The sequence below is a fragment of the Pseudomonas botevensis genome (genome assembly GCF_019145475.1).
Lineage (GTDB): Bacteria > Pseudomonadota > Gammaproteobacteria > Pseudomonadales > Pseudomonadaceae > Aquipseudomonas > Aquipseudomonas botevensis.
Genome location: NZ_JAHTKI010000016.1, coordinates 183,067 through 207,927 on the forward strand (window position 1 = coordinate 183,067; position 24,861 = coordinate 207,927).

The 24,861-nt window shown below is 62.2% G+C and carries 28 protein-coding genes and 1 pseudogene; 15 read left to right on the plus strand and 14 right to left on the minus strand.

Annotated elements, in window-relative coordinates; all coding sequences use genetic code 11:
* Window positions 1-46: 46 nt before the first annotated feature.
* Complete coding sequence (gene alaC / locus KVQ74_RS20090) at window positions 47-1,264, minus strand: alanine transaminase (RefSeq protein ID WP_217832902.1); 1,218 nt, start codon at window positions 1,262-1,264, stop codon at window positions 47-49.
* Window positions 1,265-1,403: 139 nt separating this feature from the next.
* Between alaC and KVQ74_RS20095 the strand changes: the two genes are divergently transcribed.
* The 3 genes from KVQ74_RS20095 to KVQ74_RS20105 all read left to right on the plus strand — a co-directional run bounded on the left by KVQ74_RS20095 (window position 1,404) and on the right by KVQ74_RS20105 (window position 3,437).
* Complete coding sequence (locus tag KVQ74_RS20095; protein WP_217832903.1) at window positions 1,404-2,066, plus strand: LysE family translocator; 663 nt, start codon at window positions 1,404-1,406, stop codon at window positions 2,064-2,066.
* Window positions 2,067-2,133: 67 nt separating this feature from the next.
* Window positions 2,134-2,628, plus strand: coding sequence for a GyrI-like domain-containing protein (locus KVQ74_RS20100; protein ID WP_217832904.1), 495 nt, complete (start codon window positions 2,134-2,136; stop codon window positions 2,626-2,628).
* Between the two features lie 320 nt (window positions 2,629-2,948).
* Window positions 2,949-3,437 carry a GNAT family N-acetyltransferase gene (locus KVQ74_RS20105; protein ID WP_217832905.1) on the plus strand — a complete coding sequence of 163 codons (489 nt, stop codon included), beginning with the start codon at window positions 2,949-2,951 and terminating at the stop codon, window positions 3,435-3,437.
* Window positions 3,438-3,467: 30 nt separating this feature from the next.
* On the opposite strand, the gene KVQ74_RS20110 is transcribed toward KVQ74_RS20105, so the two are convergent.
* Window positions 3,468-4,073 (minus strand): pyridoxamine 5'-phosphate oxidase family protein, encoded by a 606-nt coding sequence (locus KVQ74_RS20110; protein WP_217832906.1) that lies wholly within the window; start codon window positions 4,071-4,073, stop codon window positions 3,468-3,470.
* A 30-nt stretch (window positions 4,074-4,103) separates the two neighbouring features.
* Window positions 4,104-4,589, minus strand: a complete 486-nt coding sequence (locus KVQ74_RS20115; RefSeq protein ID WP_217832907.1) for a GNAT family N-acetyltransferase — start codon at window positions 4,587-4,589, stop codon at window positions 4,104-4,106.
* A gap of 140 nt (window positions 4,590-4,729) precedes the next feature.
* Between KVQ74_RS20115 and KVQ74_RS20120 the strand changes: the two genes are divergently transcribed.
* From KVQ74_RS20120 to KVQ74_RS20130, 3 genes are all read left to right on the plus strand, one after another.
* Complete coding sequence (locus tag KVQ74_RS20120) at window positions 4,730-5,155, plus strand: YybH family protein (protein ID WP_217832908.1); 426 nt, start codon at window positions 4,730-4,732, stop codon at window positions 5,153-5,155.
* A gap of 67 nt (window positions 5,156-5,222) precedes the next feature.
* Window positions 5,223-5,567, plus strand: coding sequence for a YciI family protein (locus KVQ74_RS20125; RefSeq protein ID WP_217832909.1), 345 nt, complete (start codon window positions 5,223-5,225; stop codon window positions 5,565-5,567).
* A gap of 3 nt (window positions 5,568-5,570) precedes the next feature.
* Complete coding sequence (locus KVQ74_RS20130; RefSeq protein WP_217832910.1) at window positions 5,571-6,821, plus strand: RNA polymerase sigma factor; 1,251 nt, start codon at window positions 5,571-5,573, stop codon at window positions 6,819-6,821.
* 248 nt (window positions 6,822-7,069) lie between these two features.
* Here KVQ74_RS20130 and KVQ74_RS20135 read toward each other — a convergent pair whose 3' ends face one another.
* Window positions 7,070-7,795, minus strand: coding sequence for an SDR family oxidoreductase (locus KVQ74_RS20135; protein ID WP_217832911.1), 726 nt, complete (start codon window positions 7,793-7,795; stop codon window positions 7,070-7,072).
* A gap of 111 nt (window positions 7,796-7,906) precedes the next feature.
* Between KVQ74_RS20135 and KVQ74_RS20140 the strand changes: the two genes are divergently transcribed.
* Window positions 7,907-8,743, plus strand: a complete 837-nt coding sequence (locus tag KVQ74_RS20140) for a LysR family transcriptional regulator (protein ID WP_217832912.1) — start codon at window positions 7,907-7,909, stop codon at window positions 8,741-8,743.
* 135 nt (window positions 8,744-8,878) lie between these two features.
* Here the strand turns inward: KVQ74_RS20140 and KVQ74_RS20145 are convergent, their stop codons facing one another.
* On the minus strand, window positions 8,879-9,733 hold the full coding sequence (locus KVQ74_RS20145; RefSeq protein ID WP_217832913.1) for a LysR family transcriptional regulator: 855 nt from the start codon (window positions 9,731-9,733) through the stop codon (window positions 8,879-8,881).
* 101 nt (window positions 9,734-9,834) lie between these two features.
* Here KVQ74_RS20145 and KVQ74_RS20150 point away from each other — a divergent pair, with 101 nt between their 5' ends.
* Window positions 9,835-10,272 carry a multidrug/biocide efflux PACE transporter gene (locus tag KVQ74_RS20150; RefSeq protein ID WP_217832914.1) on the plus strand — a complete coding sequence of 146 codons (438 nt, stop codon included), beginning with the start codon at window positions 9,835-9,837 and terminating at the stop codon, window positions 10,270-10,272.
* 78 nt (window positions 10,273-10,350) lie between these two features.
* Here KVQ74_RS20150 and KVQ74_RS20155 read toward each other — a convergent pair whose 3' ends face one another.
* Window positions 10,351-11,106: an SDR family NAD(P)-dependent oxidoreductase gene (locus KVQ74_RS20155; RefSeq protein ID WP_217832915.1), complete on the minus strand. Its 756-nt coding sequence runs from the start codon at window positions 11,104-11,106 to the stop codon at window positions 10,351-10,353.
* Between the two features lie 122 nt (window positions 11,107-11,228).
* On the opposite strand from KVQ74_RS20155, the gene KVQ74_RS20160 reads away from it, so the two are divergent.
* Entirely contained in the window at window positions 11,229-12,125 is an 897-nt protein-coding gene (locus tag KVQ74_RS20160) for a LysR family transcriptional regulator (RefSeq protein WP_217832916.1), read from the plus strand.
* Between the two features lie 55 nt (window positions 12,126-12,180).
* Here KVQ74_RS20160 and KVQ74_RS20165 read toward each other — a convergent pair whose 3' ends face one another.
* Both KVQ74_RS20165 and KVQ74_RS20170 read right to left on the minus strand, forming a co-directional pair.
* The gene (locus KVQ74_RS20165) at window positions 12,181-13,794 is read right to left on the minus strand and encodes an inorganic phosphate transporter (RefSeq protein WP_217832917.1); all 1,614 of its coding nucleotides are present in this window, start codon (window positions 13,792-13,794) and stop codon (window positions 12,181-12,183) included.
* Between the two features lie 153 nt (window positions 13,795-13,947).
* Window positions 13,948-14,976 carry a transporter gene (locus KVQ74_RS20170; RefSeq protein ID WP_217832918.1) on the minus strand — a complete coding sequence of 343 codons (1,029 nt, stop codon included), beginning with the start codon at window positions 14,974-14,976 and terminating at the stop codon, window positions 13,948-13,950.
* Between the two features lie 857 nt (window positions 14,977-15,833).
* On the opposite strand from KVQ74_RS20170, the pseudogene KVQ74_RS29645 reads away from it, so the two are divergent.
* The 3 genes and pseudogenes from KVQ74_RS29645 to KVQ74_RS20180 form a co-directional block, all read left to right on the plus strand.
* Window positions 15,834-15,944 (plus strand): annotated as a pseudogene (locus KVQ74_RS29645) (hypothetical protein); the annotation flags it as partial.
* Window positions 15,945-16,172: 228 nt separating this feature from the next.
* Window positions 16,173-16,877 (plus strand): methyl-accepting chemotaxis protein, encoded by a 705-nt coding sequence (locus tag KVQ74_RS29650; RefSeq protein ID WP_404822710.1) that lies wholly within the window; start codon window positions 16,173-16,175, stop codon window positions 16,875-16,877.
* A 109-nt stretch (window positions 16,878-16,986) separates the two neighbouring features.
* Window positions 16,987-17,430: a hypothetical protein gene (locus KVQ74_RS20180; RefSeq protein WP_217832920.1), complete on the plus strand. Its 444-nt coding sequence runs from the start codon at window positions 16,987-16,989 to the stop codon at window positions 17,428-17,430.
* A 113-nt stretch (window positions 17,431-17,543) separates the two neighbouring features.
* Here the strand turns inward: KVQ74_RS20180 and KVQ74_RS20185 are convergent, their stop codons facing one another.
* Window positions 17,544-17,849 carry a PepSY domain-containing protein gene (locus KVQ74_RS20185; RefSeq protein WP_007917758.1) on the minus strand — a complete coding sequence of 102 codons (306 nt, stop codon included), beginning with the start codon at window positions 17,847-17,849 and terminating at the stop codon, window positions 17,544-17,546.
* Window positions 17,850-18,002: 153 nt separating this feature from the next.
* On the opposite strand from KVQ74_RS20185, the gene KVQ74_RS20190 reads away from it, so the two are divergent.
* A complete protein-coding gene (locus KVQ74_RS20190; protein ID WP_217832921.1) occupies window positions 18,003-18,881 on the plus strand; it encodes a sterol desaturase family protein in 879 nt (292 codons plus the stop codon).
* A 1-nt stretch (window position 18,882) separates the two neighbouring features.
* Here the strand turns inward: KVQ74_RS20190 and KVQ74_RS20195 are convergent, their stop codons facing one another.
* Both KVQ74_RS20195 and KVQ74_RS20200 read right to left on the minus strand, forming a co-directional pair.
* A complete protein-coding gene (locus KVQ74_RS20195) occupies window positions 18,883-19,566 on the minus strand; it encodes a helix-turn-helix transcriptional regulator (RefSeq protein WP_217832922.1) in 684 nt (227 codons plus the stop codon).
* Window positions 19,566-20,690, minus strand: a complete 1,125-nt coding sequence (locus KVQ74_RS20200) for a glycerophosphodiester phosphodiesterase (RefSeq protein WP_217832923.1) — start codon at window positions 20,688-20,690, stop codon at window positions 19,566-19,568. The genes KVQ74_RS20195 and KVQ74_RS20200 overlap by 1 nt, the downstream gene beginning before the upstream one ends.
* Before the next feature lie 215 nt (window positions 20,691-20,905).
* On the opposite strand from KVQ74_RS20200, the gene KVQ74_RS20205 reads away from it, so the two are divergent.
* Window positions 20,906-21,232 (plus strand): DUF2025 family protein, encoded by a 327-nt coding sequence (locus KVQ74_RS20205; protein WP_217832924.1) that lies wholly within the window; start codon window positions 20,906-20,908, stop codon window positions 21,230-21,232.
* A 106-nt stretch (window positions 21,233-21,338) separates the two neighbouring features.
* Here the strand turns inward: KVQ74_RS20205 and KVQ74_RS20210 are convergent, their stop codons facing one another.
* Window positions 21,339-21,659 carry an antibiotic biosynthesis monooxygenase family protein gene (locus KVQ74_RS20210; protein ID WP_217832925.1) on the minus strand — a complete coding sequence of 107 codons (321 nt, stop codon included), beginning with the start codon at window positions 21,657-21,659 and terminating at the stop codon, window positions 21,339-21,341.
* On the minus strand, window positions 21,656-22,363 hold the full coding sequence (locus KVQ74_RS20215) for a CTP synthase C-terminal region-related (seleno)protein (protein WP_217832926.1): 708 nt from the start codon (window positions 22,361-22,363) through the stop codon (window positions 21,656-21,658). The genes KVQ74_RS20210 and KVQ74_RS20215 overlap by 4 nt, the downstream gene beginning before the upstream one ends.
* Before the next feature lie 15 nt (window positions 22,364-22,378).
* On the opposite strand from KVQ74_RS20215, the gene KVQ74_RS20220 reads away from it, so the two are divergent.
* Window positions 22,379-23,320, plus strand: coding sequence for a LysR family transcriptional regulator (locus KVQ74_RS20220; protein WP_217832927.1), 942 nt, complete (start codon window positions 22,379-22,381; stop codon window positions 23,318-23,320).
* 73 nt (window positions 23,321-23,393) lie between these two features.
* Here KVQ74_RS20220 and KVQ74_RS20225 read toward each other — a convergent pair whose 3' ends face one another.
* Entirely contained in the window at window positions 23,394-24,713 is a 1,320-nt protein-coding gene (locus KVQ74_RS20225; RefSeq protein WP_217832928.1) for a methyl-accepting chemotaxis protein, read from the minus strand.
* Between the last annotated feature and the right edge of the window lie 148 nt (window positions 24,714-24,861).

The following is a 24,861-nucleotide window of genomic DNA, read 5'->3' on the forward strand; positions in this document are numbered from 1 at the left end:
CAGGCACAAAAAAACCGCAGCGATGCGGTTTTTTTGTGCCTGATGATCAGGCGCTGGTTTTGGCGACCAGGCCATCCGCCCGGAACATCCCGCGAATCCCGCGCACGGCCTGGCGAATCCGGTCCTGGTTCTCGATCAGCGCGAAGCGCACGTGATCGTCGCCGTACTCACCAAAGCCGACACCCGGCGAGACGCAGACCTTGGCTTCGGCCAGCAGCTTCTTGGCGAACTCCAGCGAACCGAGGTGCGCGTAGGCGTCGGGAATCTTCGCCCAGACGTACATCGAGGCTTTCGGGTTCTCGACCATCCAGCCCAGTTCATGCAGCCCTTTGACCAGCACGTTGCGGCGCTGGCGATACTGTTCGGCGATGTCGCGCACGCATTGCTGATCGCCTTCCAGCGCGGCAATCGCGGCGACTTGCAGCGGGGTGAAGGTGCCGTAGTCGTGGTAGCTCTTGATCCGCGCCAGAGCGCTGACCAGTTCCGGGTTGCCGACCATGAAGCCGATCCGCCAGCCGGCCATGTTGTAGCTCTTGGACAGGGTGAAAAACTCCACCGCGATGTCCTTGGCGCCCGGCACCTGCATGATCGACGGGGCTTTCCAGCCGTCGTAGACGATGTCGGCGTAGGCCAGGTCATGCACCACCAGCACGTCGTACTGCTTGGCGAGGGCGATCACCCGCTCAAAGAAATCCAGCTCCACGCACTGCGCGGTGGGGTTGGACGGGAAGCCGAGAATCATCATCTTCGGTTTCGGGATCGAACCGCGAATCGCCCGCTCAAGCTCAGCGAAGAAGTCCACGCCCGGCACCAGCGGCACCGACCGCACCTGGGCGCCGGCAATCACGGCACCGTAGATGTGAATCGGGTAGCTCGGGTTCGGCACCAGCACGGTATCGCCCTGATCCAGGGTCGCCAGCATCAGGTGCGCCAGGCCTTCCTTGGAGCCGATGGTGACGATGGCTTCGCTTTCCGGGTCGATATCGACCTCGTAGCGTTCCTTGTACCAGTTGGAAATCGCCCGGCGCAGGCGCGGAATGCCCTTGGAGGTGGAGTAGCCGTGGGTGTCTTCGCGCTGGGCCACCGTGACCAGTTTTTCGACGATGTGCGGCGGGGTAGGGCCGTCGGGGTTGCCCATGCTCAAGTCGATGATGTCTTCGCCACGACGTCGGGCGGCCATCTTCAGCTCGGCGGTGATGTTGAAAACGTAAGGGGGGAGTCGATCAATGCGCGCAAAGCGGCGCGGCGAACCTTGTTCAGCCATTGTTGCCTCGGATAACGTAAGCGCCCGGAACCGTCCGAGCGACGCTGGTCACTGCGGTGACCTGTGGCGGAAGATAAGGGCAGTGATGGCGAACTGTCCAGCGTGCAGCTAAACAATTTTTTCCCAAGGAATGTGGTTGATGGAATTCACCAGTGGCTTCTTGCTGAGCCTGTCGCTGTGCCTGGATATCGGCGTGGCCAACATCGCGATGATTACCCTGGCGATGCAGCGCGGTTACTTCCAGGGCTTTGCCCTGGGGCTCGGCACCTGCGTCGGCGACCTGATCTACGCGGTTCTGGCCCTGGCCGGGATGACCGTTCTGCTGCAATACGAAACCGTGCGCTGGGTGCTGTGGATCGGTGGTTCGGTGCTGCTGATCTATTTCGCGGCGAAGATGGTTTATTCGGCGATCCACCATGAGGCGCTGCTGGCGGAGACGGCCGAGGTCGGCCAGAACTCCCACCGCAAGGAATTCTTCCGAGGGATTTTTCTGGCGATGTCGTCACCCAGCGCGATTCTCTGGTTTGCGGCGGTGGGTGGCACCCTGATCGCGCGCTCCGGCGGAGGGGGCCCACTCAGTTCGGCGCTGTTCCTCGGTGGCTTCCTGAGTGCCGGGCTGCTGTGGTCGGCGGGCCTGTGCTTCGCCGCCAGCCACGGCGGCAAGCTTTTGGGTGACAAGTTGTTGCGCTACTCCTACATGGCATCGGCGGCGATCTTCTGCTATTTCGCGATCTACGTGATCGTATCTGGCTATAACGAGTTCATCGGCGCGGCTGCCGTCGAGCAGTTGCACACGTTGTGACGTTGCGAATCGGGTTTGGCTTCTATACTCCAGCCGAACCCTCTTCTTTTGCTTCAGGAGTCGCGTCATGGATGAGCAGAAACGCGTCGAAGTGGCTGAACCTCGCTTCGAACATGGACACTTCCTGCTGATTGCAGGTCTGGGCGGTCGATTCACTCAGGAAACCACCCACGGCATCCCGGCGTTATGGGAAAAATTCCTTCCCCATCTGGGCCATATTCCCGGCCAGAAGGGCGATGTCACCTACGGCGTCTGCTGCAATTTCGACGGCAAGGGTGGCTTCGACTACATCGCCGGGGTGGAGATCAAGAACCTCGACGATCTGCCGCAGGACAAGTACCGCTGGATCGAGGTGTTGCCCCGGCAGTACGCGGTGTTTGAACACAAGGGTTCGCTCGAACACCTGCCGCAGACCCTGCAATACATCTACAAGACGTGGCTGCCGGCGTCCCACTACGTTGAACTCAACGCTCCGGAGATCGAGCGCTACAGCGCGGATTTCAACCCTGTTCGGCAGACAGGCACGCTGGAAATCTGTGTGCCGGTCCAGACCCGTGACTGAACGGCAACCGGCAGCGCGAAGCCCTCTCGCGCTGCCGGTTGGACCCTATTTGCCCTTGCCGATCCGGCGCGCCCGCAACAGGTCGATGGACAAGGTAATGAAGCCGAAAACACTGATGCCCAACACCATCAACAAGCCGATCTGAATGCTGCTCATAAGCGGTTTCCCCCAAGGATGATCTGAGACGGGCGTCAGCAATAGCCCCTCCCGCTATCGAAGAAAAGCGCTTATACGCAGGCTTTACGCACCGCGCGTGGATCGATATGAACACCTTATTCCTTTATCCTTGGCGCTCTTGTTTTCGCTGATTTCGAGCCGCCATGAACACTGTCATCCGCCACGTCACCGCTGCTGACCTGGATCGCTGCTACGCCATTGAAACCCTTGCCTACGAAGGCGATGAAGCCGCAACCCGGGAAAAAATCGCCACGCGCATCGCCACCTGGCCGGACGGGTTCATCGTCGCTGAAGTGGATGGCGAAGTGGCCGGGTTCATCAACTCCGGCGCGGCGTTCGATGTGCAGATGTCCGACGAAGCCTTCAAGGAACTGATCGGCCACGACCCGGCCGGCCCCAATGTGGTGATCATGTCGGTGGTGGTCCATCCGGACTATCAAGGGCTGGGCCTGGCGAAGCGCCTGCTCGGCGAGTTCATCGAACGCATGCGCGCCCAGGGCAAGGCGACCATCCACCTGATGTGCAAGGAGCGGCACATCCCGCTGTACGCCGGGTTTGGCTTCGCCTACATCAAGCCGTCCGAGTCCGACCACGGCGGCATGGCGTGGCACGAGATGATCCTGACCCTCTGAAGAACCGTGGGAGCCGGGCTTGCCCGCTTGTTAGTAGAGAGAGTTTTGCACTCGGGCCGGGGCTTCGCGGTCGTAAGTCTCGGCATCGAACTGGCCGTCGTTCAGGCGCTTGTGAAAAGCCCCGGCGCTGGGCAATGCCGAGCGGGGAACGTGGCTCTCGGGGTTCCACGCATCCGAGCGCACAAACGCTTTCGCACAATGGAAAAACGCCGCTTCCACGTTCACCAGCAACACCGTGCGCGCCGGTTTGCCGTTCACCGCGAAGCTTTCCAGTAGCTCGGGATCGGCGCTGATGGTCGCGGTGCCATTGACCCGCAACGTTTCACCGATCCCCGGAATGATGAACAGCAGCGACACGCGCGGATCGTGCAGCACGTTGCGCAGGGTGTCGATGCGGTTGTTGCCCGGGCGATCCGGCAGCGCCAGGGTGCGTTCGTCGATGATCCGCACGAATCCCGGCGTATCACCGCGCGGCGAGTTGTCGAGGCCATCGATCCCCACCGAGCTGACCACCAGCAAGGGCGAGAGCCGCACCATCGCCTGATAGTCCTCGTTGAGGAAATCGATCTGTTTGCGTACCGCGCGTTCATGGGGCTGGCCGTAGATGGCTTCCAGCGCTTCGATTGAGTCGATCATCTGCGTCCCTCGATTCTTTGCAAGGCAGCCTCAGAAAAACAGCCCCATGCGCCGTTCGTAACCGATCCGGCCCTTGTACGCCTCGCCGCTGTCGACGAAGCCGTGTCTGGCGTACAGCGCAATCGCCGCGTCGTTGTCGGCATCCACCGACAGCTCCAGCCCCTTGATCTCTGGCCAGGCCTGGCGCGCGACCTCGGGCAGCGCTTGCAGGCAGGCCTTGCCGTAACCCCGGCCCTGGGCACGATGATCGACCTGCAACGCGTGCAGCGTGGCGCTGTGTTCATTGGCCCAGGCCGGCAGCACCGGCGGTCGCTTGAGCAGCAGGAAGGCCACCGGCACGTCCTCGGCCAGCAGGGCGAAACCCTTCACGCCCAGGCCAGGTTTCGACAGCAGGGTGTGCAAGGCACCATGGATGTCACCGGAGAATTTGATCTGCTCGGGGTGGATTTCAATCGCCTCGACCTGCTGCCGCTGGGTGGCATTCAGGCTGTCGTAGGGTACGAGTCGGGCTGTCACTGGAGTGTCCTTGTTCCAACGCAAAATGAGCCTCGGATTCTAACGATTCCAGCGGATGCAGATTTTTTTATTTCGCCTGTCGATCCATGCAAACGGCAAACGACTAAGGGTGTCTTCAAACAAAAACAACGGAGAACACCATGAACGCTAAAACTCAAATCCAGACCCTGATCGACACCTATCGCGATGCTGTCATGACCAAGAACGTGGACAAGGTCATGGCCCTGTACGCCGATGACATCGTGTCCTTCGACGCGATCAAGGCCCTGCAATTCAAGGGCAAGGAGGCCTACCGCGCCCATTGGATCGCCTGCATGGAAATGTGCCCCGGCCCGCACATCTTCGAGTTCCATGAAGTCGCCATCGAGACTTCGGAAACCCTCGCCTTCGCCCACTGGGTCGCCAATTGCGGCGGCACCAACGAGAAAGGCGAGACCCAGAGTTGCTGGATGCGCGCCAGCGCGTGCTACCGGCAGATCGGCGGGACGTGGAAGATCGTCCACGAACACTGGTCGGCGCCGTTCGATCCGATGAGCGGCGCAACTTTGTTCGACGTCACGCCCTGAGCACTGCGCGGTTCGCCAAAGTGCCGATCTGCGGCCATAGTTGATCCGTCCGATGCAGGAGAAAGCGATGAAATATCTATGCCTGGTCTACAGCGACGAGCGTCTGTTGCACACGTCGCCCGACAGCCCGGAAGACGCCGAGTGCTGGGCCTACGCCGAGTCGATCCAGGGCAGCGGCCGGATGGTCGCCGCCGAAGCGCTGGAGTCGGTGCAGACCGCCACCACCGTGCGGATGCGCAACGGCAAGCTGTCGATCACCGATGGCCCGTTCGCTGAAACCAAGGAGCAACTGGCGGGCTTCTATCTGATCGACGCCCGGGATCTCAACGAAGCGATACAGGTCGCCGGCAACATTCCGGCGGCCCGGGTCGGCAGTGTCGAAGTGCGCCCGGTGCGCCAGTTGAACGTCTGACCGATGACGGATGCAGCGATCCAGGCGCAGGTCGCGCAGGTCTATCGCGACGACTCGCGGCGGATTCTGGCGACGCTGATTCGTCTGCTCGGCGATTTCGACCTCGCCGAAGAAGCCTTGCACGAGGCGTTCTTCGTCGCGGTCGAGCGCTGGCAGCGCGACGGCGTGCCGGACAATCCGCGCACCTGGCTGGTGTCCACCGGACGCTTCAAGGCCATCGACGTGTTGCGCCGCCGCGCGCGGTTCAAGGCTTCGCAGCCGTTGTTGCTGGCGCAACTGGAGGAACTGGAGCAAACCGAGTGGAGTGACGAGGATTTGGAAGACGACCGCCTGCGGCTGATCTTCACCTGTTGTCACCCGGCGCTGGCGGCGGATGCGCAAGTGCCGCTGACCCTGCGTGAAGTCTGCGACCTGACCACGGAGGAAATCGCCCGGGCATTTCTCTCGGCGCCGGCGGCGATTGCCCAGCGCATCGTGCGGGCCAAGGCGAAGATCCGCGACGCGAAAATCCCTTATCAGGTGCCCAGCCTGAGCGAGTTGCCCGAACGCCTCGACAGCGTGCTGCGGGTGATTTATCTGGTGTTCAACGAAGGTTACTCGGCGTCGGTCGGCGCCCAGGTCACGCGTGAAGACCTGACGCGTGAGGCGATTCGTCTGGGGCGGCTGTTGATGGAGTTGCTGCCGGAGCCGGAGGTCATGGGCCTGCTGGCGCTGATGCTGTTGCACGAGTCGCGACGCCCGGCGCGGACGTCGCCGCAGGGGGAGTTGATCTTGCTGGACGATCAGGATCGCCGGTTGTGGGACGCGCAACTGATTGCCGAAGGTTGTGCGCTGGTGGAACGGGCGCTGACCACCCGGCGGTTCGGGCCGTATTGCCTGCAAGCGGCGATTGCGGCGGTGCATGCCGAGGCGGCGACGGCGGGGGATACGGATTGGGAACAGATCGTCGGGCTGTACGACGTGCTGTTGCGGGCGGTGCCGTCGCCGGTGATCGAACTCAATCGCGCGGTGGCGGTTGCCAAGCGGGACGGGGCGCTGGCCGGGCTGGAACTGATCGAAGGGATTCTGCAGCGCGGGGAGTTGCAGGATTACCACCTGGCACATTCGGCGCGGGCGGAGTTTTGCCGGCAGTTGGGGCGGGTGGAAGAGGCGCGGGAAGCGTATCGGCGGGCACTGGAATTGACGCGGCAGGAGCCGGAGCGGCGGTTTATCGAGGGGCGGCTATCGGCGCTGGATCGCTTGCCCTCACCCTAGCCCTCTCCCGGAGGGAGAGGGGACCGATCGGGGGATATTGGCGAAATCCGCCGACCTGAGCGATTGGCGGTGAATCGGTAATCGATCAGGTATTTCAGGCCGACGCATACTGAAAGTCCCCCTCGGTCCCAATCCTGCAATCAACTCAATCTCTCGGGTCGACGCATACCGCAAGACACCACGGTCAGCGCCCTCTCGCCCCGTGAGAGGGCCGGGGTGAGGGGCTCTTGCTTTTACCGGGAGGCGGCTCAAGCCTGCTGGCGGGTCGCCGCCATGACAATCTCGCGAATGCACACGCCCTGCGGCTGCTCATAGGCATAGGCAATCGCCGTCGCCACGTCCTCGGCGCCCAGCACCGTGCCACCCATCTCCTGTTTCCACGCCTGATAGCCGGTCTTGATCGCCTCATCCGTGGTGTGGCTCAGCAACTCGGTCTCCACCGCCCCCGGCGCGATGGTGGTCACCCGCACGTTATGCGGCGACAACTCTTCGCGCAGGTTTTCCGACAAACCATGCACCGCGAACTTGGTGCCGACATACGCCACATGGTTCGGGAACGTCTTGCGTCCGGCCACCGAGCTGACGTTGATGATCGTGCCGTGCCGGCGCTCGATCATCCCGGCCACCACCGCATGCACGCCGTTGAGCAGTCCCTTCACGTTGACGTCGAGCATCTGCTCCCACTGCGCCGGGTCCTGTTTGCTCATCTCGCCGAGCAGCATCACCCCGGCGTTGTTGATCAACGCATCGGCCGGGCCGAACCGGGCTTCAGCCTCGGCGACAGCGGCCAGCAACGCGGTGCGGTCGGTGATGTCGACCTGGCGGCTGAGGGTGTCCGGCAGCTCCAGCGCTTGCAAGCGTTCGATGCGTCGGGCCAACAAAAGCAGCGGATGACCGGCGGCGCTCAAACGGCGGGCGGTGGCTTCGCCGATGCCCGAACTGGCGCCGGTGATGATGATCAATGGCTTGCTCATGACTGCACTCCTGAAATAAGAAAAACAAATAACCAGATACGGAGCGCAGTATATTTAGCGTCTCCGAGGCTGAAAAATGCCTTATTTCTCTGTCTGCTATCGGAATCTCCTATGGATATCCGCCATCTCAAGGCCTTTCTCGCGGTGTTCGAGGAGCGCAACATCACCGCCGCCGCGCAACGGTTGTTCATCAGCCAGCCGACGCTGTCGGTGACCATCAAACAGCTTGAAGAGGAACTCGGCGCGACGCTGTTTGTGCGTCAGCCAAGGGGGGTGGAGGTCAGTGCCGAAGCGCGGTTGTTGTACCCGCAGGCGCGGCGCATGGTGGCCGAATCCGAGGCGCTGAGCCGGATGTTTCGCAGCCGCGAGGACCGCGTGCCGCTGACCCTCGGCATCGAAGGCGATATCGCCGCCCGTCATATCGAAGCCTTTGTGCGCATGGCCCGGCAGGCGCTGCCCAACCTGTTGCTGACCCTGGAGGAGGGCTGTCACGGCGACGGTCGCCTGGCGGTCGAGGACATGTGCTGCGAGGACGAACTGTTCCTGCCGCTGTGGGAAGAGTCGTATGTGATGGCGTTGCCGGTGGATCACCCGATGGCGATGGCGGGCGCCGGATGGACGCCGATCGAAGACTGGATCACCTGTCCGCAGCATCCGTCGCACCAGCGGTTGATGGCGTTGTACGGGCGCTCACCGGCGGCGGTGGCGGGGCATGCCGGGTCGTTGCAACAGGCGTTGCACATGGTTGCGGCGGGGGTTGGCGTGGCGATGTTGCCGCAGTCGCTGGTGCACGGGCAGACGCGGGTGGTGGAGCGCGCGTGGCACTTGCCAGCACCGACCCGGCGGGTCGGATTGTGTTACGCGGCGCAGGCGCTGGAGTTGCCGGCGCTGCGTGGGTTGCATGAGTTTTTCCAGGTGAATCGACCGGCGGCGATCGAGGCGGCGTGAGCCCGAGGGGCATGGGGGAGGCGGGCGAACGTCTTCGCGGGCAAGCCCGGCTCCCAGAAGCTCGGCTGTTGTCCCTGAACAAGGGAACAACACCAAACCGGTGGGAGCCGGGCTTGCCCGCGAATGGCCGCGCCGCTATTCCAGCATCTTGCTCAACAACCAGCTCCCCGCCGGCCCCGGCGGGTACAGCCGCGACCACAGGGCATCGACAAACACTGGTTTCGGCCAGCCGCGCACCTTCAACTCGACCAGCGTGCCGTTGCCGAAACGCTCCACCAGCCAGCGCGGCAGTGGCGCCCAGCCGAAGTTCTTTTCGGCCATCTCCAGCAGCATCAGGTAACTCGGCGCCGACCACACCCGGCCCTTGGCGCGGCTGTCGTAGGGATTGACGATGGTTGCCAGGCGTAATTCACGATGCTGCTCCAGCACGGTTCGATCGATGTGCCCGAGCGTCGCCAGCGGATGCCCGGCACTCGCGAACAGGGCGATTTCCGTGCGTTCGGCGACGGTCGAGGTCACCAGGTCTGGCGGATAGCTGTCGCGCATCTCGGCGAAGGCCAGGTGCGTGCGGCCGCGTTGTACCAACTCGATCAGGTCGTCGCACTCGGCGATCAGGCATTCCAGTTCCAGATCCGGATAGCGCTGCTCGAACTCCACCAGCGCCGCCTCGAAACGGTAGGACTGATAGGTGTCGGAAATCGCCACCGTGAGCTTCGGCTCGACGCCCTGGGCCAGTTGCCGCGCGGTCATTTCCAGACGACTGGTGGCCGACAGGATCGCCTCGGCCCGCTGCAACATCACATGGCCGGCCGGGGTCAGGGTCGGTTTGCGGCTGCTGCGGTCGAACAGGATCAGATCCAGGTCGATCTCCAGGCTCGCCACCGCCGCGCTGATGGTCGACTGACTGCGCCCCAGTTTGCGCGCCGCCGCCGAAAACGAACCCTGAGTGGCGGCCTGCACGAACGCCAGCAACACTTCCTGAGAAGCCATGAACTATCGCCTTGATCGATGGTTATTGGTTATGAAGTATCGGCAGGAGGCTGGATCATGGCAACCATCTTCAACGCGTCTCTTTAACCAGGAGCCTGGCCATGAGCGCCAACAAATCCATCACTGAACGTATTTTCCAGGCCATCGGTTTCGAACTGCTGGCAATTCTGATCTGTACGCCGCTGCTGGCGTGGATCATGGGCAAACCGTTGCTCGACATGGGGGTGGTCACCCTCGCCGTGGCGATTCTGGCGCTGGCGTGGAACGTGGTGTTCAACGGTTTTTTCGACCGCATGCTCAAACGCTGGAACATCGCGCACAACGCCTGGGTGCGGGTCGTGCATGCGCTGCTGTTCGAGGGCGGATTGATCGTGATGGGCGTGCCGTTGATTGCCTGGTGGCTGTCGGTCAGCCTGTGGCAGGCGTTCCTGCTCGACATTGGCGTGCTGCTGTTTTTCCTGCCGTACACCTATGTTTACCACTGGGCGTATGACGTGGTGCGCGAGCGCTGGATGATGCGCAACGTCTGTCAGAACTAAGGGCAAAAAATCGCAGCCTGGACAGCTCCTGCAGGGTTCAGGTGCAGGAGTCGGCACAGGCTGCGATCTTTTCAGCGTTTAGAGAAACATCCCGCCCGACGCTTCCACCCGCTGGCCATTGATCCACTGCGCCCCCGGCGACAGCAGCAGTGCCAGTGCCCCGCCAATGTCATCCGGCTGTCCGGCACGGCCCAGCGCGGTGTTGCTGGCGACCATTGCATTGAGCGCCGAGTTGTCGCGCACCGCGCCACCGCCGAAGTCGGTCTCGATCGCGCCCGGCGCCAGGATGTTCACCGAAATCTGCCGCGCGCCCAACTCCTTGGCCTGGTAACGGGTCAGCACTTCCATCGCGCCTTTCATCGCCGCGTAGGCGGCATAACCGGGCAGGGTGAAGCGTGCCAGACCGCTGGAGATATTGATGATCCGCCCGCCATCGTTGATCAGCGGCAACAGTGTCTGGGTCAGAAAGAACGGCCCCTTGAGCTGAACATTCATCAGCAGGTCGAACTGCGCCGGGGTCGTCTCGGCGAAGGACGCATGCACGCCAATCCCGGCGTTGTTGATCAAGAAATCGAAGCGCTGACGATCAAACAGCTGCAATGCCTGCTCGATCTGCACGGCGAAATCGGCAAAGCCTTCGCTGCGGCCGACGTCCAGTTGCAGCATCACGGCTTTGGCGCCGAGTTTTTCCAGTTCCAGCACCAGCGCCTGGGCTTCATCGGCGCGGCTGTTGTAAGTGCCGATGATGTCCACGCCCTGCGCGGCGAGGTGCAGCGCTGCGTTCTTGCCAAGGCCACGGCTGGCACCGGTGATCAATGCGATTTTGCGGTTCATAGGGGCTTCCTCGATTGCAGTGATGAGTGGATGACGCAAAGTTTATTTATCCGCTGGATGGTGATAAACAGAGCGAAACCGGAATCACTGGTCGGTATATCCGAACAATACCGAGGCTATCCATGAACAAACTGGAACTGCTGCGCACCTTCGTCCGGGTCAGCGAACTGTCGAGTTTTACCCTCGCCGGAGAGAGCCTCGGGCTGCCGCGCTCGACCGTGTCCGAGCATGTGCAGGCGCTCGAAAGCCTGCTCGGTGCGCGCCTGTTGCAACGCACCACGCGCAAGGTCCAAGCGACGCAGGACGGCCTGGCGCTGTATGAGCGGAGCAAGGATCTGCTGTCGCACATGGACGAAATCGAAAACCTGTTCCGTCAGGACGAAGCCTCGCTGACCGGGCGGATTCGCTTCGACATGCCGAACATCCTCGCGCGGCGCGTGGTGATGCCGCGTCTGCCGCAGTTCACTGATCGGCACCCGAATCTGGAGCTGGAAATCAGCAGCACCGACCGCCGCGTCGATTTGCTCAGCGAGGGTTTCGATTGCGTGTTGCGGGTCGGCGCGCAGCCGGATCAATCAGTGGTGGCGCGACATGTGTGCGACTTCGCGATGGTCAATTGCGCAAGCCCGGCGTACCTGGCGCGCTACGGCGTGCCGCAGAGTCTGGAGGATCTGGCCCGGCATCGGCTGGTGCATTATGTCGGGGTGCTGGGATCGCGCTCGGAAGGATTCGTCTACGAGGAGGCGGGTCAGGTTCGCCGTCTGGCCATGGCCGGCAGTGTGACGGTCAACAGCACCGACGCTTATGAGTCGGCGGCGCTGGGCGGCTTTGGTCTGGTGCAGGTGCCGCGAACCGGCATGCACGGCTATTTGCACAATGGCGAACTGGTGGAGGTCTTGCCGCAACACAACGCCCCGGCCATGGGCGTTTCACTGCTGTACGCGCGGCAACGGCATTTGCCCTTGCGGGTGCGGGTGTTCATGGACTGGCTGACGGAGGTGATCCGCTCCAGCCTCTGAACCCTGCACAAAACGATGATTGTGGGAGCGGGCACGCCCGCTCCCACAGGCCGGGTCAGAAGATCTGGGTGAACAACCAATACAGGCTGCCCGACAGCAGGATTGCCGCCGGCAATGTCAGCACCCAGGCCATCAGCAGGTTGCGGATGGTCTTCATCTGCAAGCCGCCACCGTTGGCGACCATGGTCCCGGCCACGCCGGATGACAGCACATGGGTGGTCGACACCGGCAAACCGAACATGTCGGCGGCGCCGATGGTCAGCATCGCCACGGTTTCCGCCGAGGCGCCCTGGGCGTAGGTCAGGTGGGTCTTGCCGATCTTTTCACCGACCGTGACCACGATGCGCTTCCAGCCGACCATGGTGCCCAGTCCCAGGGCAATCGCCACGGCGATCTTCACCCACAGCGGAATGAACCGCGTGGCGTTGTCGATCTGTTGCTTGAACAGTTGCAGCTTGTTGGTGGTGTCGGCGTCGAAAGTGCCGACCTTGTTCTTGTCCATCAGGCGAATGGTTTCACTGGCCAGGTACATGTCGTTACGCACGTTGCCCATGGCTTCGGCCGGCACCTTCGCCAGCGAGCCATAACCCTTCACTTCGTCACCGATGTGCCCGGTCAGCGACGCGAGGGCCGGGATCAACTGCGGCGTGACTTCCTTGCTGCGCACGTAATCCGAGAGCACCGGACGCGGATCGGCCGGGGCCGGCAGCGGTGCACTTTTCACCAGCGCTTGCTGGGTGACTTCGGCCACGGCGGCGAACTGCAACGCCTGATCGGCAGGCATGGTGCGGTTCAGGGCGTAGGCCATTGGCAGGGTGCCGACCAGAATCAGCATGATCAGGCCCATGCCTTTCTGGCCATCGTTGGAGCCGTGGGCGAAGGACACGCCGGTGCACGTCAGGATCAGCAGGCCGCGAATCCACCATGGCGGCGGGGTGTTGCCTTCGGGCGCCTTGTACAGCGAGCGATTTTTCACGAACGCACGCAGGGCCAGCAGCAACAGCGCCGCGCAGCCGAAGCCCACCAGCGGCGACAACAGCAAGGCGTAACCAATCTTGGTTGCCTGCGCCCAGTCCACGCCGCTGGTGCCGTCGCGACCGTGCATCAGCGCGTTGGCCACGCCGACGCCGATGATCGACCCGATCAGCGTGTGCGACGAAGAGGCCGGCAGGCCCAGCCACCAGGTGCCGAGGTTCCACAGGATCGCGGCGATCAGCAGGGCGAAGATCATCGCGAAACCGGCGGACGAGCCGACCTGCAGAATCAGCTCCACCGGCAGCAGGGCGATGATGCCGAACGCCACCGCGCCGCTGGACAGCAGCACGCCGAGGAAGTTGAAGAAACCCGACCACACCACCGCAAAGTGCGGCGGCAGCGAGTGGGTGTAAATCACCGTCGCCACGGCGTTGGCGGTGTCGTGGAAACCGTTGACGAACTCAAAGCCCAGGGCAATCAGCAGCGCCACGCCGAGCAGCAGGAACGGCGTCCAGGTGGTGACCACCGTGCCCAGTTCGTGCATGTCGTGCATCAGGCTGTAGGCGGTGAACAACAGCCCCATCGCCAGCACCGCGAAAAACACCACGTAGGTGAACGGGCCGGTTTTTTTATCGAGGGCCGGCCTGCCACTGGCAGCAGAGGCCTGGCTGGCGGTCAGGGAGGGAGTAGCCATGAGGGGACAATCCTGAGCGAGGGAAGGAGTGTCGCTCATGATCGTTTCTAAATATTACAGAAAGGCTGCGGCAGATCAGTGTTTGGCGGATTAGCCGGTTCATTGATCCGAATCCACGGCTGCATGCGCGGTCCTTGGTTGTCGCAGGAGCCCTCAGTAATCCCCGCGCTTGCGGAACGCCCAGCGCCCGGCAATCACGGTGAAGGTCGCCACCAGTGCCACCAGAATCCAGAACCCTTCCGGATCCTGCGCCAGCGGCACGCCGCCGACGTTCATGCCGAAGAAACCGGCAATGATGTTGATCGGCAGCGCCAGCACCGTGACCACGGTCAGGGTGAACAGCGTGCGGTTGCTCTGTTCGTTGAGGTTGGCGGCGATCTCTTCCTGCAACAGCTTGATCCGCTCGCCGAGGGCGGTGAGGTCGTTGATGATCAGCGCAAACTCCTCGGTGGACTTGCGCAGTTCCTTGACGTCCTCCTTCTGCAACCACGACGGCGGGCGGTTGAGCAGGCGCAGCAGCGAACCCGGTTCCAGCGCCAGCAGCCGTTGCAGGCGCACCAGCACCCGACGGTTGGCACCGAGTTCGGCGCGATTGGTCGACAGCCGTGAGGAGAGCAATTCGTCCTCGACCTGATCGACGCTCTGGCTGGTCTTGCGCACGATCTGGGTCAGCACTTCGCCCTGGTCGCGCAGCAGATGCACGAGCAATTCCGACGGCGAACGAAAGCGCTCGCCGGCCTTCACCGAAGAGCGCAGTTTGTCCACCGAATGCAGCGGTTGCAGGCGTGCGCTGACGATCAACTTGTTACGCACGCAGACCCACAGTGTCGATACATCCGACGACACCATGCTGCTGAGGTTGAACACCACATCGTTGACCACCGCCAGCAACGCCGAGTCGACGTGCTCGATGCGGGTCGAACGCGAACCTTCGTGCAGCGCCTCGAAAAACTCCTCGGGCAATTGCAGATGGCTTTTCATCCAGCGCTCGCACGCGGCGTGGGCCAGGTTCAGGTGCAGCCAGAGAAACTCGTCGCTCTCGCTCTCGCTTTCGTCCTGCAAGCAGCGCAGGGCGGTTGCCGAGTCGACTTCGCGGCCACGCTCGCCGGGGCGGAAACGGAAGCCGTAGAGCAAGCCAAACAGGTCAGGGTCGCGATGACTGATATCGAGGCTGTGGTTCATGAAGGCTCGCTGCAAGGAGGGCGGCTGGGGCGGGATCGACAGATTCACCTGAGCCGCATCATCGCAATGTCACATGACCGTTGTGTGACAGCAAAGTGACGTCAAATCAGCCACTTACCGGCTGTCGGAGAATTCTCAAGAAAGGCTCTGGCACGCCGATCTCAGGTGCGTTAGGTTGCTCGCCTCTGGCCATGAGCCAGAGGTTCGCCGACACGGATGTCCGGCCATAATCCACGTCTTACCGGACGTGCTCATCCCTGTCTCGAGTACCTGCGATGTCTTTGCAAAAATCCCTGAGAGCGCAAATTCTGGCCCTGTTGAGCGGCAGCCTGCTGGCGATGCTGCTGATCGCGCTGGCCTGCTTTCACTTCCTGTCCAACGGCGTGCAGAACTACAGCCAGTTGATCGGCGGTCCGCTGCACACCTCGCAGTTGATCGACGAAGCCAACCTGCAATTCAAGGTCCAGGTACAGGAGTGGAAAAACGTCCTGCTGCGCGGCAAGCAACCGGCTGACCTGGGCAAATACTGGGGCCAGTTCGAAGATCGTCAGCGCGATGTGCAGGGGATTCTCGGCGAGCTGGCGAATCAGCAAGGCCTCGAGCCGGCGCTGAAAACCCGCATCGAGCGGCTGCGTGACGAGCATCGTCAGCTCGGCGCCGCGTACCAGAAGGGCCGTGACGCCTTCGTCGCTGCCGGTGGTGACCCGACGGCCGGTGATGTGGCGGTCAAAGGTGTCGATCGCGCCACCAGCGATCAGATGAGCGAACTGGTGGCCGAATTGCGCAAGCAGGGCACCGAGCAATCGGCGCTGATCAGCGCCAGTGCCGAGCGCACCGTATGGCTGGGGCTGCTGGTGATGCTCGCCTCGGGCCTGTTGATCGGGCTGTTGAGCCTGTGGCTGGTCAACCGCAATCTGGTCGAGCCGATCCGCAAACTGATCGACTACGTGACCCAGTTGAGCCGTGGCCGACTGGCCGAGCGTGTGGTCAGCCATCGTCAGGACGAGTTGGGTAACCTGGCCGCTGCGGCCAATACCCTGCGCGATTTCCTTGCCGAAACCTTCACTCATCTGCAACGCAGCGCCAAGGATCTGGACAGCGCCAGCGGCGAATTGAACGCCATTGCCACGCTGATGGCCGGTGGCACCAACGAGCAGTTCAGCCGCACCGATCAAGTGGCGACGGCGATGAACGAAATGTCCGCGACCGCCCAGGAAGTCGCCCGCCATGCGGCCGATGCCGCGCGTGCCGCCGACGATGCCGATCAGTCTGCCCAGCAAGGTGAGACGGTGATGCAAAGCACCATCCACAGCATCACCCAGATGCGCGGCGAAATCGCCAATACCGCCACGGTGATCCGTCGCCTGGAAGCCGACAGCGGCCGTATCGGCAAAGTGCTGGAAGTGATTCGCGGCATCGCCGAACAGACCAACCTGCTGGCGCTCAACGCCGCCATTGAAGCGGCGCGGGCCGGTGAAGCCGGGCGTGGTTTTGCGGTGGTGGCCGATGAGGTGCGCAACCTGGCGCAACGCACGGCGGAGTCGATCATCGAGATCAACCAGATCATCCACAGCGTACAGACCGGCGCGGTGGACGCCGCCCAGGCCATCGACAGCGGCCAGACCCGCAGCGACGAAAGCGTCGAGCAAGTGACCCAGGCCGGCGCCATGCTCGAGCGCATCACCCTCGCGGTAGAAGCGATCCGTGACATGAACCGCCAGATCGCCACTGCCGCCGAAGAGCAGACTTCGGTGGCCGAAGACATCTCGCGCAACCTGACCGAGATCACGGCGATCGCCAGCACCAACCTCGACAACGTGCAGCGCACCGAAAGCGCCAGCCAGAATCTGCATGGTCTGTCGGGGCAGTTGAACGAAGTCACCGCACGCCTGAGCGCCTGATGCCCTGGCTGTGTACCGGCGCGGATACCGAGTCGGTACACAGTCGATCTCAATTCATCGCACCTGCCGCCGATGGCCGGTGATCTATAACCGGCATTGGAGATTTCCCATGGTCAGCATCACGTCCGTTTCGATCAACCAGACCCTTACCACGTCGACCAGCAAGACCTCGATCAGCGATACCGGCGAGGACACCTCGGCCAGCGCGACGGCCAGCACGGGTGTGAGCGCAGACACCAGCAAAGTGGCAGCAGGCGGCGCGGCTGCGGCGGGGGACAGCAGCTCCAGCAGCAGTGGCGAGTCGGACACGGTGAAAGAGCTGCGCAAGCAGATCGCCGAATTGCAGAAACAGTTGCAGGAGCAGCAGCAAGCCCTGCAAGCGGCCCAGGCCAAGCAGGAAAGCCAGGATGCCAAGGCTGCCGAGGTGGCGGCGGCCCAGTCGCAGATCGCGGCGACCTCGGCGTCCTTGCAGACGGCGACGGCGGCGTTGTTGCAGGCGTTGCAGGATTCGGACAGCAGCACTTCGGGAGCGTTGGTCAGCACTTCCGCGTGAGGCGTTTTCCCCTCACCCTGACCCTCTCCCGGAGGGCGAGGGGACTGACCAGACTCCAGACGCAAAAAACCGCACGACTCAACCAGAGTCGTGCGGCTTCGTTTTAACAAAAATCAAGTGTCCTGCTTATTGCTCAACACCTTGCCGGTCGTTGCATCAAAGTCCACGTCGAACTCTTTGCCATCGGCTGTTTTCAATTCAACTTCATACTCATAACCATTGAAGTGGTTATCCAGATCGGTGTCCGTAATGGTCGCCCCCGGATGCAGTTTCAGGGCTTCGGCGTTCATCGACTCCAGCGACTTGATCTTGCCGGACTTCACCAGTTCGGGGATCTGGTCGACGCGAACGTCAGCCTGAGCCAGGCCAGCGGTGAGGGTCAGGGCGGCAGCGGTAAACAGGGCAGTCAGGGTTTTCATCGGTTATTCCTTTGGGTGGCTCGTTCAAGTGCGTTCAGGTTAATCACCGCAACTTAATTCACCCTTAAAAAGCGCTACGAGTGTTTGCGTCGTTTGTTCAATCGCCGTTCGCGAGCAACTTTCATGCTCTGTCTTCGATTAATGGAGGTAGGCATGAAACGCATCTTTTCGTGGCTGTACGCGCCGTTGTTCTGGGGCGGATTCATCGGCGGCGCAATAGGCTTGGTGGGGTATTCGACCTGGTGGCTGTTGCCGCTGTTTGCTGTGGCGCTGGTGGTGTCGTTCAGCGCCGAATGGCTGTTGCCTTATGAGGTGAACTGGAATCGTCCGGCCGGCGATCGTCTTCGTGACATGCTCCACGCGTTGGTCAACGAAGCGCTGAATGCCGTCGGCCTGCTGGCATTGCCGGCGCTGGTGACACTGTTGTCGATTGAAGGGGCATGGCCGTCGAACTGGCCGCTGTGGCTGCAAGTCGGCCTGGCGATTTTCATCGCCGATGCGGGCGTGAGCCTGATGCATTACGCCAGCCATCGCGTGTCGTGGTTGTGGCGGCTGCATGCGATTCATCACAGCGTCGAGCGGCTCTATGGTTTCAACGGTTTGATGAAGCATCCGCTGCATCAATTGCTGGAGGCGACAGCGGGACTGCTGCCGTTAATGGTGCTGGGTATTCCGTCCGAGGTGGCCGTGTTGCTGGCATTCGCCATTGCGATCCAACTGTTATTGCAGCATTCGAACGTCGACATGCGCGTCGGCCCGTTGCGCTGGATCTTCGCCTGGGCGCCGCTGCACCGCTTTCATCACATGAAGTACGGGCGCGCTGGTGACGTCAATTTCGGGCTGTTCCTTACCCTGTGGGACTGGCTGCTGGGCACTGGTTTTTACACGGAGCATTACCGGATCGGCGCGGGCGACCTGGGCATCGGCAGTCGCCTGGATTTTCCCCGGGACTATGTGGCGCAGTTGCTCGATCCCTTCGAAACGGCAACGCTGGGCAAGGAGCCGAAAGTACCCGACGGCTTGAGACGTTGAGTCAGTCCAGCAAGCGCAGTTCGATGTGTTGCAGCGCCTGGCGGGCGGTGACGCCGAAGAGTTTTTTCAGGCTGCGGGAGAAGTGTGCGGAGTCTGCAAACCCGGCGGCGTGGGCGGCGTCGGTGACCGCATGGCCCACCAGAATCGCCGCGATCGCCAGTCGCAATCGCCGCCACAGCACCAGTCGTCGTACCGGCAGGCCGACCTGACTGACGAACAATCGCTGCAATTGGCTCATGGACAGGTGCGCCGCCTCGGCGACGGCGCTGGCGGCGACTTTGCTCGACAGCGATGCATCGACGGTGGCGAGCGCTCGTTCGATTCGCGGATCATTCAGCGTGCGGCGTGGGCATTGGCTCATTGCACGATCCAGGGCCGTCAGCGACAACTCAATGTCGAACAGTGCATCGCGCAACGCCCAAGCCTCAAACCGCAACGGTTCGGCGTACACCGTGAACACGGGGTCCGGCGCTTCGAGAATCGCATGGCGGGTCTGCGAGGCAATCAGCAGGCGTGAGGTGGTGACGGGTGTGTCCTCGACCAGAACCGTCATTGGCCGGTCGGGCGCGAGTATCAGTTGGTGTGCGTAGTGGGAGTGGGGCGCAGTGCGCCCCGACATCCCGTGGATCAGGCCATAGTCGTGCCCCAGCCAGAGGCGGCCTGTCCACGGGGTGTCCGGTTGCATCAGAAACCGTTGTTCTTCAACACCTGATCCACACTGGCGGCGGCCGGGCGTTTAAAGAATTTCAGCAGTTCGCTGGCGCGGTTGGTGAAAATGCCGTCGACACCTGCGTCCATGACCTTCTTGTAGTCCACCGGCTCGTCGACGGTGTAGACGTGAATCAGCAGGCCCTGGTCGTGGGTGTACTTGTTCATCCACGGCTGCACCAGATCCGAATAACTCTGATCGCCGCCATGGGTCAGCTTGGCCGACGGGCCGGTGCCGATGGCGCCCTGGGCCTTGGCGTAGTCGATCCATTGCTTGAATTCAGCTTCGGATTTCGGCTCCTGTTTGCCGTAGAAGGTGTTCTTGTCTTTCTCACCGGAGTCGGCAAACGACACGCTGGATTTCGGCTCGATGCTGCCTTCACCGACCCACAGCAACAGGATCTTCGGCACCTGCGGCATTTCCTTTTGCAGCAGTTCGAGGCTGTTCTTCTCGAAGGTTTGCAGGATCACCTTGCCGTTGCCCTGACCGACCGCGACTTTGCCTTTCGTCGGTTTGGCATCGGCCGGGATCAGCCAGCCGCGCGCCTGGAGTTTTTCCTTCAGGTCATGCTCGATGCCAGGGAACAGTTGTGGTTCCTTGGTTTCGATGTACAGGCCGGGCTTGTGCTTGGGACTGGCCTGGGCGATGTCGATGATTTCATCGAGGGTGAGGATTTTCAGCCCGGCGTAGGACGGGCGCGCGCGATCCGGGTAGGCCTTGTTGTACCAGCTACCGGCGTCGAGGGTTTTCAGTTCGGCCATGGTGAAGGCGTTGGCCGGGCTGTCCTTGCGCTCCGGGAACTTGGTGGCGACGTCGGTGGTGCGTTGCAGGTTGTTGTCGTGCAGGGCGAACAGCACGCCGTCCTTGCTGCGTTGCAGATCCATTTCCAGATAGTCGGCGCCGAGGTCGCGGGCCAGTTTGTAGGATGCTGCGGTGGATTCGGGGGCATCGAAGGACGCGCCACGGTGGGCGATCACCGCCGGGTGCGGAATGCCATGGGCCTTGGCCAGCGCGTCGGGACCGGACTGGGCGGCGTGGGCCTGACCCAGACCGAGCATCAGGCTCAGCAGCAGGGCGCTTTTGGTGAAAGTGGCGGGCATGTCGAGGTCCTTTCGCAGGTATTTTCGAAGATGTACCTTTTAGCAACTCAAACGAAAACGTGCTATCGCGATACCGACATAAACGTACTGAAAGCGAAAATTTCCGCACTTTTGTGCGTTTGTTTGCAGTACGCTTGGCCACGGCAATCACCCCGGCAGAGGGTGTGCCTCACCGCCCTGCGTGTAGACCATCGATCTTTTTCGTGAGGTTTACCATGCGCATCACTTCCCAACTCATCTGCCAGGCTGCCGACGACCTCAAGGGTTTTGTCGGCCTCAATCGCAAGACCGGCCACTACATCGTGCGCTTCAGCGAAGACTCGTTCGGCATGGACGTGGCCGATGACGGCATCATTCCCACCAGCGAATTCGTCTGGACGCCGGTCACCGAGCAGACCATGACCTTGAGCCGCGAGCGGATTCAGTTGCTGCTCGATCAGAACATCGATGAGCGGATCAACATCAGCGAGCCGTTGCGGGTTTACATGAGCAAGCGGGAAGTGCCGGAGATTGAGGCGGTGCGCAGTCTGCTGAAGGGATGACGGTTCGGGCCTTTTTGCGGGCAAGCCCGACTCCCACATTGGTATGTGTTGCCCCTGTGGAAGCCGGGCTTGCCCGCGAAGGCGATCTGATGGGCACCGCCGGATCTCAGCCAAACCGATAATCCCGCTCAACCCGGCACACCCGTGTGTGACAGGTCGCATACCACGTCGAACGCCCGCGCTCGCGAATCAGTCGATGTTCGGGATGTTCCTTCCACGCCAGAATCGCCGCTTCACTGGCCCAGTACGAAACCGTGATCCCCACGCCATCCGTGCCCCGTACCGATTCAACGCCGAGAAACCCCGGCTGCTCGCGAACCAGTTCCAGCATGCGCTCGGCGGCTTCGGCGTAACCCTGATCACCCTCGGTGCGGGTCGAGGTGAAAATCACCGCGTAATACGGCGCCTCGGGTGTCTCGCTCATCATGACCGGCGCTCTGCACAAGCGTCGACAAACGCCCGCACCAGCGGTGGCATCTGCCCCTTGAGAGCCGCGCGTTCCGGCTGAAACAGGGTGGCGACAAAAAACGGGTGACCCTTGAGTTCGATGGCGCGCAGGTCACCCGCCGAATCGTGGCCCACGGCGTGCAGGCCGTGGCTCAGCAGTGGTTGCTCGAACTGCGGATTCACACCGAAGCGGCAGCGATAGCCTTCTCGAATCTCCGACGTTTCGTACGCCTGGGCGATCAACGAGCCGGGCAGCAGATGAATGTTGTCCACCGCTTCCACCAGCGCACAGGTCAATGGCGTGAGCACGGCACGTTCGGCGTTGGGCGCAACTTCGCCATGCTCGGCATCGGTCCAGCCAAGGACGTTGCGGGAAAACTCCAGCACCGCATGCTGAAAGCCACCGCAGGTGCCGAGGAAAGGTCGCTGCTGCTCGCGGGCAAAACGAATCGCCCGCAACGCGCCGTCTTCGCTTTTGTAAGGGGTGGCCGGAACACCCCAGAATCCGTCGTAATTCTCCAGCGGCGTGTCGACGTGAATCTGTTCCGTTGCCAGCCATTCAAATTGCATGTTGCGACCAGTGAATTCAGCCACCAGGCCGAGGGCGACGGGAATGGCCTGGTGGGCGGTGACGTGCGGATCGTGATCGCCGATCAGGGCGATGCGCAGGGCTCTGGATTCCATGAGGACTCGCTGTGCTTGTTGAGGGATGGAAGCCACTATAGATTGGCGTTCACGCACTCAATATTGGCGTTTGCCCAAGTGATCAATGCATCGACGCACTATCAACTCGACTACCCGGATCTGGCGCTGATTCTCGCGCTGGTGCGTGGCGGCGCTCTGGCCCGGGCTGCGCAGCTGTTGAAGGTGGATGTGTCGACGGTGTTTCGTGCGGTGCGTCGACTCGAGGCGGCGCTCGGCCAGCAATTGTTCGAAAAAAGCCGCGCCGGGTATCTGCCCACGAGCCTTGCGCGGTCGCTGGCGGAGCAGGCCGAGCGCGCCGAACAGGCGCTGGAAGCGGCGCGCATTGGCGTGGAGCAGGGCGGCGAAGTGGTCAGCGGCACGGTGCGCCTGACCTGTACCGATTCGGTGCTGCAAGGTCTGCTGCTGCCGGCGCTGGCGCAGTTCATGCCGAACTACCCGGCGCTGACCCTTGAGCTGAGCACTTCCAACGATTTCGCCAACCTCAGCCGCCGCGATGCCGACATCGCCCTGCGTCTGACGCGCTCACCGCCGGAGCATCTGGTCGGACGCCAATTGGCGAAGGTTTCCTACCGGGTCTGCGCCAGTGCCCGCTACCTGCAAGGCGTCGATCCTACGGATCTGGCGGCGTTGACCTGGATCGCCCCGGACGATTTCCTGCCGGATCACCCGACCATCGCCTGGCGCCGCCAGCATCTGCCCGGGGTGACACCGGGTTATCGTTGCAACAGCATGTTGTCGGTGACTGAACTGGTGCGGGCCGGGCTCGGGGTGGCGGCGTTGCCCGACTTTCTGATCAACGAGGATTTACAGGCCTTGAGTGAGCCGCTGCATGGCTACGACACGGCGTTGTGGCTGCTGACCCGCCCGGATTGCCGGGCATTGCGCTCGGTGGTGACGTTGTTCGATGAATTGGGGCGGGCGTTGCGGTTGGCGTGATACGGGTAGCCCGAGAAGGGGGCGGGCCGATCCAGCGGCCCGACACAAATTTGATCCCCCCGTTAACCGGGCATCACCCCGGCGCCCGCTCATTGGCAAACATGCTCACCGCCTCAACCGCTTCACCGGCGCCATCACGAATCTGCAAAATCACCGTCCCCGCCTGATCCGCCAGTTCCACCCCCTGTGCCGCCCGGCCACGGGTGCCGTCCATGCTTTTGATCGCCTGACGGGTTTCGCTCTGGATCAGACCGATCATGTTGGAAATCTCCGCCGTCGAACCGCTGGTGCGCGCCGCCAGTTGCCGAACTTCGTCCGCCACCACGGCAAAGCCGCGTCCCTGTTCACCGGCACGAGCTGCCTCGATGGCGGCGTTGAGCGCCAGCAGATTGGTCTGATCGGCAATCGAGCGGATGGTGTTGACGATGGCGGTGATCTGTTCGGAGCGCTCACCGAGTTGTGCGATCAGGGTTGAAGATTCGGCGATGTCATCGGCGATCTCGCGCATTTCGCTGGCTGCCTGCTGGATCACTTGAGTGCCTTGTTCGGCGACTTTCCGGGTCGCCACCGAGATGTGATAAGCGGCGCTGGCGCTACGCGCATCCTGCTCGTGCTGCTCGACCCTGGCAGTGACGTCCGAGGCGAATTTCACCACTTTGCTCAACCGGCCCGAGGCGTCGTAGACCGGGTTGTAATTGGCCTCCAGCCATACCGTGCGCCCGTGTTTGTCCACGCGTTCGAACTGGCCCTGGAACAACTCGCCCTGATTCAGTCGGCGCCAGAAATCCTGATAGGCGCTGCTGTTGACCAGTTCCGGGGTGCAGAACAAGCGGTGATGTTTACCCTTGAGTTCGGCCAGGGTGTAACCCATGCGCGTCAGAAAATTCTGGTTGGCCGTAAGAATGTTGCCGTCGAGATCGAATTCGATCACGGCCATGGCACGGTCGATCGCCTGCAGCTTGGCGTTGGCTTCGCTTTCCTGCTGCACCTTGGCGGTGACATCCATTGCGTACTTGACCACTTTCACCACGCGGCCCGAGGTGTCCTTGATCGGGTTGTAACTGGCTTCGAGCCAGATCGGCCGGCCCTGGCTGTCGACGCGTTCGAAAGTGCCGGACTGGAACTGGCCGTTTTTCAATCGTGACCACAGCTCGCTGTACTGGCTGCTGCGGGAAACCTCCGGCGTACAGAAGCGGCGATGGGACTGACCGATCACCTGTTCGGCGGTGTAACCCATGGTCTTCAGGAAGTTGTCGTTGGCACGCAGCACCACCGCATCGAGATCGAATTCAATCACCGCCATGGAGCGGTCAATGGCATCGAGCAGGCTGGCTTGCTGGGCGACGGTCTGTTGCAGGTCGTCGAGGGCGGACTGGTGACGGTTGAAGAACATCTTGGCTGCGCTCCGGAAATAGGGCTTGAGGTGTTGTCCCTGTTCCCGCACTGGCAGGCCGAACGTGGATGGCGTTCGACGTGGACTGCATAATGCCAGCATCCTGGTTGGCGAGCAGATCTTATACAAACTGTTTGTTCATGTACAA